This window comes from Rathayibacter sp. VKM Ac-2857 (genome assembly GCF_013205025.1).
Taxonomy (GTDB): domain Bacteria; phylum Actinomycetota; class Actinomycetes; order Actinomycetales; family Microbacteriaceae; genus Rathayibacter.
Map to the genome: position 1 here is coordinate 617,462 of NZ_JABMLE010000002.1, position 12,277 is coordinate 629,738.

Sequence of the window (12,277 nt, forward strand, 5' to 3'; positions counted from 1 at the left end):
GATGTAGCGGGAGCGGGACTTGAACCCGCGACACCACGATTATGAGCCGTGTGCTCTAACCACCTGAGCTACCCCGCCGCACGTTTTCGGAGGGCTCGGCCTGCCGGAAACGGAGCCCCCTGTGGGAATCGGACCCACTACCTCTTCCTTACCAAGGAAGTGCTCTACCAATGAGCTAAGGGGGCGCACCTGCGGGTCTGACTGCCCCTCTCGGGGCGTGCCCGCGATTTGGCACCGTTAGACGATAGCACCTCCGAGAGGCGGTGTTGACCGCGGTGGTGGAGGGGTGGTCCGGGCGGGGAGGGTCTCGATACGCCCGCGCTGCGGGCTACTCGACCAGCAAGGAACGAGCGGTCCCCTCCGCTTCTGGAGCAGCCGCGCCCGTCATGCTGGTCGAGTAGCACCGGAGGGGCGTATCGAGACCCGCCGTCGTCAGCAGGGCGGGTCTGCGGACTCCCGTTCTGACGCTGGTCGATCTCGATACGCCCGCTCCGCGGGCTACTCGATCAGCATGAAGGCGCCGGTCGAGCAGCCGCGCAGCGGCGTATCGAGACCCGCCTACGAGCGGCTCGCCGTGTCGAGCGCGGACAGCTCGTCCGCCGTCAGCTCGAGTGTCGCGGAGGCGACGAGGGCGGGCAGCTGCTCCATGACGCGGGCGCTCGCGATCGGCGCGGCGACCCCGTTCTGCGAGCGGAGCCAGGCGAGGGCGACGGTCGCGACCTCGGCGTCGTGCGCGGCCGCGGCCGCATCGAGGGCGGCCAGCACCTGGCGCCCGCGGGCGTCGAGGTACTGCGCGGCACCGGAGGCGCGCGGGCTGTCCGGTGTCGAGCCGTCGCGGTACTTGCCCGTCAGGAAGCCGGACGCGAGCGCGTAGTACGGGACGACGGCGAGCCCGGCCTCGCGGGCGAGCGGCAGGACGTCCGCCTCGATGCCGCGCTCGACGAGGTTGTAGTGCGGCTGGACGGCGACCGGTGCGTGCAGGCCCTCCTGCTTCGCGAGGCGCAGCCACTCCGCGATGCGGTCGGCGCTGAAGTTCGAGACGCCGATGGCGCGGACGAGGCCCTCGTCGACGAGCTCGGAGAAGACCCGGGCGATGTCCTCGAGCGGCACGGCGTCGTCGTCGAAGTGCGCGTAGTAGAGGTCGATCCGGTCGGTGCGCAGGCGCTCGAGCGAGGCGCGCGCGGCCTTGCGGACGTTGTCGGGGGCGAGGCCGAGGAACTCGGGGTGCCGGCTCACCTTGGTCGCGATCACGACGTCGTCGCGGGAGCCCGAGCGGCGCGAGAGCCACTCGCCGATGATCGTCTCCGACTCGCCGCCGCGGTTGCCGGGCACCCATGCGGAGTAGGAGTCGGCCGTGTCGATGAAGTCGCCGCCCGCCGCGACGTAGCCGTCGAGCACGTCGAAGGAGGTCTGCTTCCCGGCGGTCCAGCCGAAGACGTTGCCGCCGAGGGAGAGCGGGAAGACCTCGATGCCGGAGTCGCCCAGGGGCGTGCGGGTGAGGGAGTCGTGGGACGGAGCTGCGCTGTCGATCGTCATCCCCCGATTCAACCGGCCGCGGGGCGCACGGCCGATCCTCCGCCGCGCATGCGGAGCAAGCACTCAGCCACCGCCCGGGCGGCGGGCGTCAGCCGCCGAGCGGGTAGTCCGCGTAGGCGAAGTGCGCCCCGTCCGGCGACCAGCCGGCGACATTGATCGCGCCCTGGCCGCCGAAGAGCGACTGCACGACCCGGCCCGGCGAGGTGTCCCCGGGCGCGCGCCCCTCGAGCGCGATCAGCCGCAGCTCGACCGGCAGGTTCTCCGGGTGCCCGGCCGTCCCGGCGGGGTAGGCGAGGTACAGCAGGTGCGCTCCGCCGGGCGACTCGTGCGGGAACCAGTCGACCGTGTCCGAGGCCACGAACCGCTCGATCCCGGAGCCGTCGAGACGCATCCGGAACAGCTGGGCGACGCCGCCCTCCCGCTCGGAGTTGAAGAAGAGCCGTTCACCGTCGGCGGAGAAGTCGACGCCGTCGTCGGGATGCGCGTCGTCGGTCAGCGCGGTCAGCGGCCCGCCCTCGGCCGGCATCGTGTAGACGTTGGTGACCCAGCGGCCGGAGGCGTCCTCGCCGCCGCCGATCAGCGCGAGCAGCCGGCCGTCGGGCGAGACGCCGTGCAGGTAGTGCTTGAAGCGCGGACCGGGGCCCTCGGTCGTGATCCGCAGGGCGGGCGCCGAGCCGTCCAGCGCGACCGCGTAGAGGTGGCCGTCGCGGGCCGAGACGTAGGCGGTGCCGCCGCCGGGAGCGAGCACGTGGTCGTTGTTCAGCTCGTCCGGCACGCCGTCGAGCGGGATCGCCTCGAGCCCGGCGGGCCCGACCGGCGCATCCCCGAGCGGCAGCCGGAACAGCCCGCCGTCCCCGTTGACCACCAGGAACGACCCGTCCGGCGACCAGTTCGGCGCCTCGACGAGCAGCGAGTCGGAGGAGAACACCGTGGTGACCTCGCCGCTCCCGACGTCGAGCACGCGGATCCGGCAGGTCTGGGCGGGGAGCAGTGAGCGGGCCATGCCCCTCACGCTACGGCCCCGCCCGTCGTGGCACGGGGAGGGCGGTCGTCAAGCCCGTCGGCACTCAGGTTCCCGCCGCCCACCCTCCCTTATCCTTGTCTGGACAACTGTGCTGAGTGGAACCGGGGAGGACTGTGTGATGCTCCTCACCCTCGCGATCACGTTCGCCCTCGCGGTGATCACGCCGTGGGTCGTCGACCGCTTCGGACCGAAGGTCTTCTACGCCCTCGCCCTCGTGCCGGCCGCGACCTTCGTCTCGACCGCCGCGTCGCTGCCGACGGTCCTCGCCGGCGGCGAGCTGCGCGAGGAGATCCCGTGGATCCCCTCCCTCGACATCGCGCTGTCCTTCCGGCTCGACGCGCTGTCGATCGTCCTCGCGCTCGTCGTGAGCGGCGTCGGCGCCCTGGTGCTCGCCTACTGCGGCAGCTACTTCACGCGCGACGAGCCGTCGCTCGGCCGGTTCGCCGCCCTGCTCTTCGCCTTCGCCGGCGTCATGTACGGGCTGGTCACCGCCGACGACGTGATCATCCTCTTCGTCTTCTGGGAGGCGACGAGCGTCCTCTCCTACCTGCTGATCGGGCACTACAGCGGTCGAAAGGAGAGCCGCGGAGCCGGCCTCCAGGCACTGCTGGTCACCACCCTCGGCGGCCTCGCGATGCTCGTCGGCGTGATCATCCTGATCGTCGAGTCGGGCACCTCGAGCCTGGCCGGCATCGTCGCCGCGGCTCCCTCCGGGCCGATCGTCTCGGTCGCCCTCGTGCTCGTGCTGCTCGGCGCCTTCTCCAAGTCGGCGCTCGTCCCCTTCCACTTCTGGCTGCCGGCCGCGATGGCCGCGCCCACCCCGGTCAGCGCCTACCTGCACGCCGCCGCGATGGTGAAGGCCGGCATCTACCTGGTGGCCCGCCTCGCTCCGGGCTTCGCCGACGACGCCGTCTGGCTGCCCGTGATCGTCAGCGTCGGCGTCTGGACGATGCTCGTCGGCGGCTGGCGCTCGCTCCGCCAGTACGACCTCAAGCTCGTCCTCGCCTACGGCACCGTCAGCCAGCTGGGCTTCCTCACCGTCGCCGTCGGCTTCGGCTCGCGCGACGCGGCCCTCGCCGGCCTCACCCTGCTGATCGGCCACGCGCTGTTCAAGGCGCTGCTGTTCCTCACCGTCGGCATCGTCGACCACCGGGCCGGCACCCGCGACCTGCGCAAGCTCAGCGGCCTCGGCCGTCAGGCTCCGGTGCTCGCCGGCGCCGCGCTGCTCGGCGTGCTCTCGATGGCGGGCATCCCGCCGCTGCTCGGCTTCGTCGCGAAGGAGGCGGTGTTCACCAGCCTGCTGTCCGCGATCGAGCAGGGCTCGTTCTGGGCCTGGGTCGCGCTGATCGGCCTCGTGCTCGGCTCGATCCTCACCGTCGCCTACTCGGCGCGCTTCTTCTGGGGCGCCTTCGCCCGCAAGAAGGGCCTCGAGGACACCCACCTGCACGCGGAGCCGTGGACCTTCACCGCCCCGACCGTCGTCCTCGCCGTCGCGAGCGTCGTCGGCGGCATCGGCGCCTCCCTGCTCGACCCGCTGGTCGCGGTCTACGCCGACACCCTCCCCTACGGCGCGCCCGACGCCGACCCGCAGCTCGCCGCGGCGGCCGAGGAGTCCGACCACGGCGGCTACCACCTCGCGCTCTGGCACGGCTTCGAGCCGGCCCTCGCGCTGAGCGCCCTCGTCATCGCGATCGGCCTGATCCTCTTCGCCAAGCGGATCGCCGTCGCGCGGATCCAGTCCAAGGTCCCGAACACCATCGACTCGGCCGAGGGCTACTGGGCCACCGTGCGCTGGCTCGACCGCGTCGCGAGCACCGTCACCGAGTTCGTCCAGCGCGGCTCGCTCCCCCGCTACCTCACGGTGATCTTCGCGGTCTTCGTCCTCGGAGTCGGCGGCGCCGCCGCGCTGAACCGCACCTGGCCCGGCGACCTCGTCTTCTGGGACTCGCCCGGCCAGCTGGCCGTCGCGGCCGTGATGATCCTCGCCGCGATCCTCTGCGCCATCGCCCGCAACCGCGTCGCCGCCGTGCTGCTCGCCGGCGCGACCGGCTACGGGATGGTCGCCCTGTTCGCCATCCAGGGCGCCCCGGACCTCGCGCTCACCCAGGCGCTGATCGAGACGATCACGCTGGTCGTCTTCGTCCTCGTGCTGCGCCGCCTCCCGACCCGGATCGCGCAGAAGCACCAGCCGATGCGCAAGCGCCTGCGCGCCGTCATCGGCATCATGGTCGGCGCCGTGATGGCCCTCGCCGCGACCGTCGCGCTCGGCGCCCGCACCGCGGCTCCGATCTCGGTCGACCTCCCCCGCCTGGCCTACGAGGAGGGCAAGGGGCGCAACATCGTCAACGTGCTCCTCGTCGACATCCGCGCCTGGGACACCATGGGCGAGATCTCGGTGCTCGTCGTCGTCGCGACCGGCGTCGCGAGCCTGATCTTCCTCTCCAGCCGGGCCGGCGGCGCCCCGCGCCTCGAGCACCAGAGCGCCGCCGACCGCGAGGAGCGCGCGACCGACCTCACCGCTCCCTCCGCCGACGCCGAGAAGACCGGCGACCGCGGCTCCTGGCTGGTCGCCGGCCGCACGCTCCGCCCCGAGAACCGCTCGATCGTGCTCGAGGTGCTGGTGCGCCTGCTCTTCCACCCCGCGATGATCGTCTCGGTCTACCTGCTCTTCACCGGCCACAACACCCCGGGCGGAGGCTTCGCGGGCGGCCTGCTCGCCGGTCTCGCCCTCGTCGCGCGCTACCTGGCCGGCGGCCGGTTCGAGCTCGGCGAGGCCGCGCCGATCGACGCGGGCAAGGTCCTCGGCCTCGGGCTGCTCTTCGCGGTCGGCACCGCGGTCTCCTCGCTCGCCTTCGGCCTCGAGGTGCTCGAGTCGAGCTGGCTCGACCTCTACCTCCCCGTCCTCGGCGAGCTGCACCTGGGCACCTCCACCCTCTTCGACATCGGCGTGTACCTGATCGTGATCGGCCTGACCCTCGACATCCTCCGCAGCCTCGGCGGCGAGGTCGACCGCCACGGCGAGGAGGCCGAGCAGGGCGACCCGTCCGGCGACGGCGTCACCCACTCGACCGACAGCACCCCCGGCCCCGGCGCCGGCACGGTCGACGGCCTCGAGACGAAGCTGCCGACCGGCTCGACGGTCGTCGGCGGACCGGGCAGGGGTGACGACGCATGAGCATCACCCTCGTCCTCGTCGTCGTGATGGCGGTGCTGTACGCCGCGGGCGTCTACCAGATGCTCGAGCGCAGCCTCACCCGGATCCTGATCGGCTTCCTCCTGGTCGGCAACGCGACGAACATCCTGATCCTGCTGATGGCGGGCCGCTCGGGCCTCGCGCCGTTCGTCACCGACGACGGCCGCTCCTACGAGCAGATCGCCGAGGAGATGGCCGACCCGCTGCCGCAGGCGCTGATCCTGACGGCGATCGTGATCACCTTCGGAGTGTCCGCCTTCCTCCTCGCGATGATCTACCGGCGCTGGCGCCTCGCCAACGCCGACCAGGTCGAGGACGACGAGACCGACGCCTCCGTCCGCGCGGACGCGGCCGGCATCTCGGCGCAGACCACCGCGGACGATCGGGCCCTCGACGTCCTGCTCGAATCCAGCGACGAGGGCACCGCCGACAAGCACGCCGAGAGCGCCATGACCGACGACAGGAAGGAGGACCGATGAACGTGCTGATCCCCCTCGTCGTCACCCTCCCCCTGCTGGGAGCCGCCGTCGCGCTGGTCCTCGGCCGGCACCGCCGCGCGCAGATCACCGTCAACATCGTCACGCTGTCGACGGTCCTGGTGATCTCCTCCGTGCTGCTCGTCCTCGTCCTCACTGGTCAGGAGGGCGGCAGCGCCGTCTACGTGGGCGGCTGGGAGCCGCCGTGGGGCATCGTGCTGGTCGTCGATCCGCTCGCCGCCCTGATGCTCGTGATCACCTCGGTGACCCTGCTCGGCGTCCTGCTGTTCTCGGTCGGCCAGGGCCTGGTCGACGGCAACCGCGAGACGCCGGTCACGATCTTCCACCCGACCTACCTGATCCTCTCGGCCGGCATCCTCAACGCCTTCGTCGCGGGCGACCTCTTCAACCTCTACGTCGGCTTCGAGATCCTGCTCGCGGCGAGCTACGTGCTGATCACCCTCGGCGGCACCGCGCCCCGCATCCGGGCGGGCACGACCTACGTGGTCGTCAGCCTGGTCTCGAGCGTGTTCTTCCTCTCCGCGATCGGGCTGCTCTACGGCGCCACCGGCACCGTCAACATGGCGCAGCTGTCGATCCGCATCGCCGAGCTGCCCGCCGACGTCCAGCTCGTGCTGCACGTGGTGCTGCTGCTCGGCTTCGGCATCAAGGCCGCGGTCTTCCCGCTGTCGTTCTGGCTGCCCGACTCCTACCCCACGGCTCCGGCACCGGTCACCGCCGTCTTCGCCGGCCTGCTCACCAAGGTCGGCGTCTACGCGCTCATCCGCACCGAGACGCTGCTCTTCCCGGGCGGCAGGCTGACGGAAGTGCTGATGGTGGTCGCGCTGCTGACGCTGATCGTGGGCATCCTCGGCGCCGTCGCGCAGGCCGACATCAAGCGGATGCTCTCCTTCACGCTGGTCTCGCACATCGGCTACATGGTCTTCGGCATCGCGATCGGCACGGAGGCGGGCTACGCCGCGACGATCTTCTACGTGATCCACCACATCACGGTGCAGACCACGCTCTTCCTCGCGACCGGGCTGATCGAGCGCGTCGGCGGCACCACCTCGATCCTCCGGCTCGGCGGACTGCTGAAGGCCTCGCCGCTGCTCGCGCTGCTCTACTTCATCCCCGCGATGAACCTCGGCGGCATCCCGCCCTTCACCGGCTTCCTCGGCAAGGTCGGCCTCTTCGTCGCCGGCACCGAGTCGGCCGCCGACCAGCCGTCCTGGCTGATCTGGGCGGTCATCGCCGCGGGCGCTGTCACCTCGCTGCTCACCCTCTACGCGGTCGCCCGCGTCTGGAACATGGCGTTCTGGCGCCGCCAGGAGGAGGTGCCCGGCTACGAGTCGCCGCTGATCGACCAGCTGCAGGAGGACCCGCACGACACGGGCACGGTCCGCACCCGGCACTCGCCGCCGATGATGGTCCTCGCGACCGCCGGCATGGTCGTCTTCGGCGTCGGCCTGACGATCGCCGCCGGTCCGCTCTACGACGCCAGCGAGCAGGCCGCCGCCGCGATCGCCGACCCGTCCACCTACATCGCCACCGTCTACCGCGACTCGTCCTTCGGAGAGGAGGGCCCCCGATGAGCCCCCGCCGCCGCGTCGACTTCTGGAACAAGTTCGCGATGTTCGTGACCCTCGTCGGGATCTGGGTGCTGCTCTGGGACGACGTCTCGGTGCTCTCGATCGTCTCGGGCTTCCTGGTCGCGCTGATCATCACGCGCGTCTTCTACCTGCCGCCGGTCGAGTTCTCCAACCGGGTGAACCCCTGGTACCTGGTCGTCTTCCTCCTGCGCCTCGCGCTCGACATCGCGATCGCCTCGGTGCGGGTCTCGTACCAGATCCTCACCCTGCCGGTCCCCGTGCACAACGCGATCGTGGCCGTGCACCTGCGCAGCCGCTCCGAGGGGATGCTGGTCTGGACGACCGAGGCCGTCTCGCTCGTCCCCGGCTCGCTCGTGATCGACGTCGACCCCCAGCTGAACGTGCTCTACCTGCACGTGCTCGGCGTGACGCACGACGAGGGCCACCGGATCGACGAGGTCCGCCGCACGGTCCTGCGCACCGAGGCGCGCATCGTCCGGGCCATCGGCTCGCGCGAGGACGTCGCCCGCGTCGGCGAGCCGCTGGGCGAGAACGCGGGGGTGCTCCGATGATCGAGTGGCTCGTCTGGATCCTGGTGCCGATCTTCGGAGCGGCCGCTCTGCTCTCGCTCGTGCGCATCCTGATCGGCCCGTCGGTCCTGGACCGCGTGGTCGCGGCCGACGTGCTCGTCGCCACGATCCTCTGTGGTCTGGGTGCCGAGATGGCGATCAACCACCACGCGACGACGCTGCCGGTCGCGCTCGGGCTCGCGCTGTTCGCGGTCTTCGGCTCGATCAGCGTCGCCAAGTTCATGGCCAACCGCGAGGAGGACTGACATGGACGTGCTCCTCAACGTCGTCACCGCCGTGCTCGTCATCGTCGGCGCCCTGCTCTCGCTGGTCGCCGCGATCGGCCTGCTCCGCTTCGGCGACCTGCTCTCGCGGATGCACGCGGGGACGAAGCCCCAGGTGCTCGGGATCATCTGCGTGATGCTGGCCGTCGCGATCCGGAACCCCGGCTTCGCCGCGGCGGGCACCGTCATCCTGGTCATCGGCTTCCAGCTGCTGACCGTGCCGATCTCGGCGCACATGGTGGGTCGCGCGGCGTATCGCGCCGAGGCGGTGTCGGCCGGCTACCTCGTCTCGGACGAGCTCGCCGAGGCCGTGCAGCGTGCCGACGACGCCGCGCGGGCGACGGGTCCGGAGACGGCGCACGCCTCCGAGGAGGCCGCGCAGCGCTCGAGCGCCCCGCAGCCCGAGGACGAGGACGGCCCGGCCGCGACGGCCTAGCCGCCGGTCATCGTCCGCAGCGCGTAGCCGCCGACGGCGAGGGTCACCGCGAACAGCCCGCCGATCAGCAGCAGCAGCAGCGGCACCACCCAGAGCAGGGCCTTCCGGCGTCGGGCGCGGGCGGCTTCCGGGGTCTCTTCGCTCACCCGTCGACCCTAGGCCAGGCGGCGCCTCGGCCAGGCCCGCCCGCTCCGGACCGCCCGCTACCCTGGATGCCATGACCCTGGACTCCGCTCTCTCCGGCGCGCCCGAGAACCCCCCTGCGTCCGAGAACTCCCCCGCGTCCGAGAACTCCCCCGTCTCGTTCCCGGAGGCGGCCGGCCGGCCCGGTGCGGAGTGGTGGCGCACCGCCGTCATCTACCAGATCTACCCGCGCTCCTTCGCGGACGCCGACGGCGACGGCATCGGCGACCTCCCCGGCATCACCTCGCGACTCGACAGCCTGGCCGAGCTCGGCATCGACGCGATCTGGCTCTCGCCCTTCATGACCTCGCCGCAGAAGGACGCCGGCTACGACGTCGCCGACTACTGCGACGTCGACCCGCTCTTCGGCACGCTGGCCGACTTCGACGCGATGCTCGCCCGCGCCCACGCGCTCGGGATCCGTGTGATCGTCGACCTCGTCCCGAACCACTCCTCGAGTGCGCACCGCTGGTTCCAGGCCGCGCTGGCCGCTCCCGCCGGCAGTGACGAGCGCGCCCGCTACCTCTTCCGCGACGGCCGCGGCGCCGCCGGCGAGTTGCCGCCGAACAACTGGGAGTCGGTCTTCGGCGGCCCCGCCTGGACCCGCGTCACCGAGCCCGACGGCACGCCCGGCCAGTGGTATCTGCACCTCTTCGACACCTCGCAGCCCGACTTCGACTGGACGAACGAGTGGGTGCGCGAGCGCTTCCGCGAGGTCCTGCGCTTCTGGCTCGACCGCGGCGTCGACGGCTTCCGGGTCGACGTGGCGCACGGCATGATCAAGGCCGAGGGCCTGCCCGACTACACCCCGCCCGCCGACAGCGGCTCGATGGGCGGCGTGGCGCCGGGCGACGACGCCGAGCCCGTCACCGCTCCCTACTGGGCGCAGGACGGCGTGCACGAGATCTACCGCGACTGGCACGCCCTGCTCGCCGAGTACCCGGCCGACAGAGTGCTCTGCGCGGAGGCCTGGGTGCAGCCGCTCTCCAAGCTCGCCCGCTGGGTGCGCCCCGACGAGATGCACCAGGCCTTCAACTTCGCCTACCTCGAGACGCCGTGGGGCGGGCCCGCGCTGCGCGACATCATCGACTCCTCGCTGAGCTCGTTCGCCGCGGTCGGCGCCCCCTCCACCTGGGTGCTCTCGAACCACGACGTCGTCCGCCACGCGAGCCGCCTCGCCCTCACCGCCGACAACCCGCAGGGCTACGGCATCGGCCCGCGCACGCCCGGTCTCCCCGACCCGGTGCTCGGCCTCCGCCGCGCGCGGGCCGCGACCGCGCTGATGCTCGCGCTGCCCGGCTCCGCCTACGTCTACCAGGGCGAGGAGCTCGGCCTGCCCGAGGCGATCGACCTGCCCGACGCGGCGCGTCAGGACCCGACCTGGTTCCGCACGCACGGCGAGCGCTACGGCCGTGACGGCTGCCGGGTGCCCCTGCCCTGGGAGGCGGAAGCGCCCGCCTACGGCTTCAACGACTCCGGTGACTCCTGGCTCCCGCAGCCCGGCGACTGGGCGCCCTTCGCCCGCGACCGCCAGCGCGGCGTCGAGGGGTCGACGCTCGAGCTCTACCGGGCGCTGCTCGCGGTGCGCCGCGCGGAGGACCTCGGCTCGGGCGCGATCGAGTGGCTCGAGGGCTACCCGGAGGACGTCGTGGCGTTCCGCAACGGCGGCGTCACCGTGATCGCCAACACCGGCTCGTCGCTCGTCGAGCTGCCGGTCGGCACGGTCGTGGTCTCCTCGGAGGAGCTGCACGAGCCGGCGCTGCCGGGCGACACGACGGTCTGGCTGCGCGAGGGCTGATCCCGGGCCTGGCGACGCCGCGCGCGGGGCTCAGCGCCCGGCGTTCGCCTTGAGCCAGAGGTACGAGTCCACCTTGGTCACGCCGTCGAGGCGGATCTCGAAGTGCAGGTGCGGTCCGGTCGACATGCCGGTCGTGCCGACGAGGCCGAGCAGCTGGCCGACCTTGACCGGGTCGCCCTCGTTGACCGCCGCGCTGCCGTGCTGCATGTGAGCGTAGACGCTCGAGACGAGCTGGCCGTCGATCTCGTGGTCGACGATGACGTGCACGCCGAGCGAGCCCTCGCCGTCGATCACGGTGCGGACCACGCCGTCGGCGATCGCCTGGATCGGCGAGCCGTTGCCCGGGTTGAAGTCGGTGCCGCCGTGGTTGACCGAGCAGCCCGCGCAGTTGCGGTAGCCGAAGCGGTCGCCCACCGGCACGCCGACCGCGAAGGGCCACTGGATCGAGGCGTTCGGGTCGTTGGTGAAGCCGGCGTCGGAGGTGCGGACGATCGCGGACACATCGGTCTGCGTCTTGCGCTCCTGCACGCCGAAGCCGTCGCGGGCTACGGTCTCGGCGCTGACCTCGCCGGTGGTGAAGGACTGCGAGCCGCGGTCCACGGTGCCGCCGGGCGCGACGACGAGGTTCTGCGCCTGCACCTCCTCGGCCGTGAGGAGCGACGTGGCCGGCAGCGAGGTCGCGGCGACCATCGCGGCGACGAACGAGAGCGCGACGAGCCCGCCGATCCGGCGGCGGGAGCGGACGGGCCGGAGCGGTGCGACGCGGGGTGCGGCGACGGGCGCCGGCGGCGCGGAGCGGACGGTGGCGACGCGGAGCTCGGCGTCGCGGAGCTCGGCCGGGCTGGCGACGACTCCCTCGGCCTGCGCGTCGGCGGCGAGGGCCTGGGCGCGCTCGCGCTCGCGCAGCTCGCGACGGGTGAGGGGTGGGAGGGACTCGCCGGGGGTCGATGCGGAGGCAGCGGGCAAGGGCGAATCGGGGCTCACGAAATCCGGATCTTCCGTCGGGGGCGGGGGACGAGCGGCGCTCCGCCAGGGAGTCGAAGCGCTTCTCGGGGATCCGCGACCGCATCCTGTGCGAATGTCACGAATTCATAAAGGATAACCACGGACTCCCGAATCGGCCAGAGCGGGTCCGTGAGAGGCCGGATCCTCGTCGTCCGATCCGCGCTCGGCGCTCGGATCCTGC

Annotated in this window: 11 protein-coding genes and 2 tRNA genes; 7 read left to right on the forward strand and 6 right to left on the reverse strand. The window is 72.0% G+C overall.

Annotation, left to right across the window (positions count from 1 at the left end):
- Positions 1 to 4 precede the first annotated feature (4 nt).
- The 4 genes from HQQ86_RS10215 to HQQ86_RS10230 form a co-directional block, all read right to left on the reverse strand.
- Positions 5 to 78, reverse strand: a tRNA-Met gene (locus HQQ86_RS10215).
- A gap of 35 nt (positions 79 to 113) precedes the next feature.
- A tRNA-Thr gene (locus HQQ86_RS10220) sits at positions 114 to 185 on the reverse strand.
- 373 nt (positions 186 to 558) lie between these two features.
- Positions 559 to 1,536: an aldo/keto reductase gene (locus HQQ86_RS10225; RefSeq protein ID WP_173287989.1), complete on the reverse strand. Its 978-nt coding sequence runs from the start codon at positions 1,534 to 1,536 to the stop codon at positions 559 to 561.
- Positions 1,537 to 1,624: 88 nt separating this feature from the next.
- Positions 1,625 to 2,539 (reverse strand): PD40 domain-containing protein, encoded by a 915-nt coding sequence (locus tag HQQ86_RS10230; RefSeq protein WP_173287990.1) that lies wholly within the window; start codon positions 2,537 to 2,539, stop codon positions 1,625 to 1,627.
- Positions 2,540 to 2,678: 139 nt separating this feature from the next.
- Here HQQ86_RS10230 and HQQ86_RS10235 point away from each other — a divergent pair, with 139 nt between their 5' ends.
- Genes HQQ86_RS10235 through mnhG form a run of 6 tightly spaced genes read left to right on the forward strand, consistent with a single transcriptional unit; the run spans position 2,679 to position 9,110 of the window.
- A complete protein-coding gene (locus HQQ86_RS10235; RefSeq protein WP_173287991.1) occupies positions 2,679 to 5,735 on the forward strand; it encodes a Na+/H+ antiporter subunit A in 3,057 nt (1,018 codons plus the stop codon).
- Positions 5,732 to 6,232, forward strand: coding sequence for a Na(+)/H(+) antiporter subunit C (locus HQQ86_RS10240; RefSeq protein ID WP_173287992.1), 501 nt, complete (start codon positions 5,732 to 5,734; stop codon positions 6,230 to 6,232). Before HQQ86_RS10235 ends, HQQ86_RS10240 begins: the two co-directional genes overlap by 4 nt.
- Positions 6,229 to 7,824 (forward strand): Na+/H+ antiporter subunit D, encoded by a 1,596-nt coding sequence (locus HQQ86_RS10245; RefSeq protein ID WP_173287993.1) that lies wholly within the window; start codon positions 6,229 to 6,231, stop codon positions 7,822 to 7,824. The genes HQQ86_RS10240 and HQQ86_RS10245 overlap by 4 nt, the downstream gene beginning before the upstream one ends.
- The gene (locus tag HQQ86_RS10250; RefSeq protein ID WP_173287994.1) at positions 7,821 to 8,393 is read left to right on the forward strand and encodes a Na+/H+ antiporter subunit E; all 573 of its coding nucleotides are present in this window, start codon (positions 7,821 to 7,823) and stop codon (positions 8,391 to 8,393) included. The genes HQQ86_RS10245 and HQQ86_RS10250 overlap by 4 nt, the downstream gene beginning before the upstream one ends.
- The gene (locus tag HQQ86_RS10255; RefSeq protein WP_123447850.1) at positions 8,390 to 8,656 is read left to right on the forward strand and encodes a monovalent cation/H+ antiporter complex subunit F; all 267 of its coding nucleotides are present in this window, start codon (positions 8,390 to 8,392) and stop codon (positions 8,654 to 8,656) included. Before HQQ86_RS10250 ends, HQQ86_RS10255 begins: the two co-directional genes overlap by 4 nt.
- Before the next feature lies 1 nt (position 8,657).
- Entirely contained in the window at positions 8,658 to 9,110 is a 453-nt protein-coding gene (gene mnhG, locus HQQ86_RS10260) for a monovalent cation/H(+) antiporter subunit G (RefSeq protein WP_216845299.1), read from the forward strand.
- On the opposite strand, the gene HQQ86_RS10265 is transcribed toward mnhG, so the two are convergent.
- Positions 9,107 to 9,256, reverse strand: coding sequence for a hypothetical protein (locus HQQ86_RS10265; protein WP_173287995.1), 150 nt, complete (start codon positions 9,254 to 9,256; stop codon positions 9,107 to 9,109). The two genes, mnhG and HQQ86_RS10265, sit on opposite strands and share 4 nt — an antisense overlap.
- A gap of 71 nt (positions 9,257 to 9,327) precedes the next feature.
- Here HQQ86_RS10265 and HQQ86_RS10270 point away from each other — a divergent pair, with 71 nt between their 5' ends.
- The gene (locus HQQ86_RS10270; RefSeq protein ID WP_173287996.1) at positions 9,328 to 11,091 is read left to right on the forward strand and encodes a glycoside hydrolase family 13 protein; all 1,764 of its coding nucleotides are present in this window, start codon (positions 9,328 to 9,330) and stop codon (positions 11,089 to 11,091) included.
- A gap of 30 nt (positions 11,092 to 11,121) precedes the next feature.
- Here HQQ86_RS10270 and HQQ86_RS10275 read toward each other — a convergent pair whose 3' ends face one another.
- On the reverse strand, positions 11,122 to 12,057 hold the full coding sequence (locus HQQ86_RS10275) for a M23 family metallopeptidase (RefSeq protein WP_173287997.1): 936 nt from the start codon (positions 12,055 to 12,057) through the stop codon (positions 11,122 to 11,124).
- Between the last annotated feature and the right edge of the window lie 220 nt (positions 12,058 to 12,277).

Bases quoted from the DNA above. Each gene is read 5' to 3' on its own strand.
- HQQ86_RS10225 (WP_173287989.1), bottom strand. From the start codon at position 1,536: ATGACGATCGACAGCGCAGCTCCGTCCCACGACTCCCTCACCCGCACG.
- HQQ86_RS10230 (WP_173287990.1), bottom strand. From the start codon at position 2,539: ATGGCCCGCTCACTGCTCCCCGCCCAGACCTGCCGGATCCGCGTGCTC.
- HQQ86_RS10235 (WP_173287991.1), top strand. From the start codon at position 2,679: ATGCTCCTCACCCTCGCGATCACGTTCGCCCTCGCGGTGATCACGCCG.
- HQQ86_RS10240 (WP_173287992.1), top strand. From the start codon at position 5,732: ATGAGCATCACCCTCGTCCTCGTCGTCGTGATGGCGGTGCTGTACGCC.
- HQQ86_RS10245 (WP_173287993.1), top strand. From the start codon at position 6,229: ATGAACGTGCTGATCCCCCTCGTCGTCACCCTCCCCCTGCTGGGAGCC.
- HQQ86_RS10250 (WP_173287994.1), top strand. From the start codon at position 7,821: ATGAGCCCCCGCCGCCGCGTCGACTTCTGGAACAAGTTCGCGATGTTC.
- HQQ86_RS10255 (WP_123447850.1), top strand. From the start codon at position 8,390: ATGATCGAGTGGCTCGTCTGGATCCTGGTGCCGATCTTCGGAGCGGCC.
- mnhG (WP_216845299.1), top strand. From the start codon at position 8,658: ATGGACGTGCTCCTCAACGTCGTCACCGCCGTGCTCGTCATCGTCGGC.
- HQQ86_RS10270 (WP_173287996.1), top strand. From the start codon at position 9,328: ATGACCCTGGACTCCGCTCTCTCCGGCGCGCCCGAGAACCCCCCTGCG.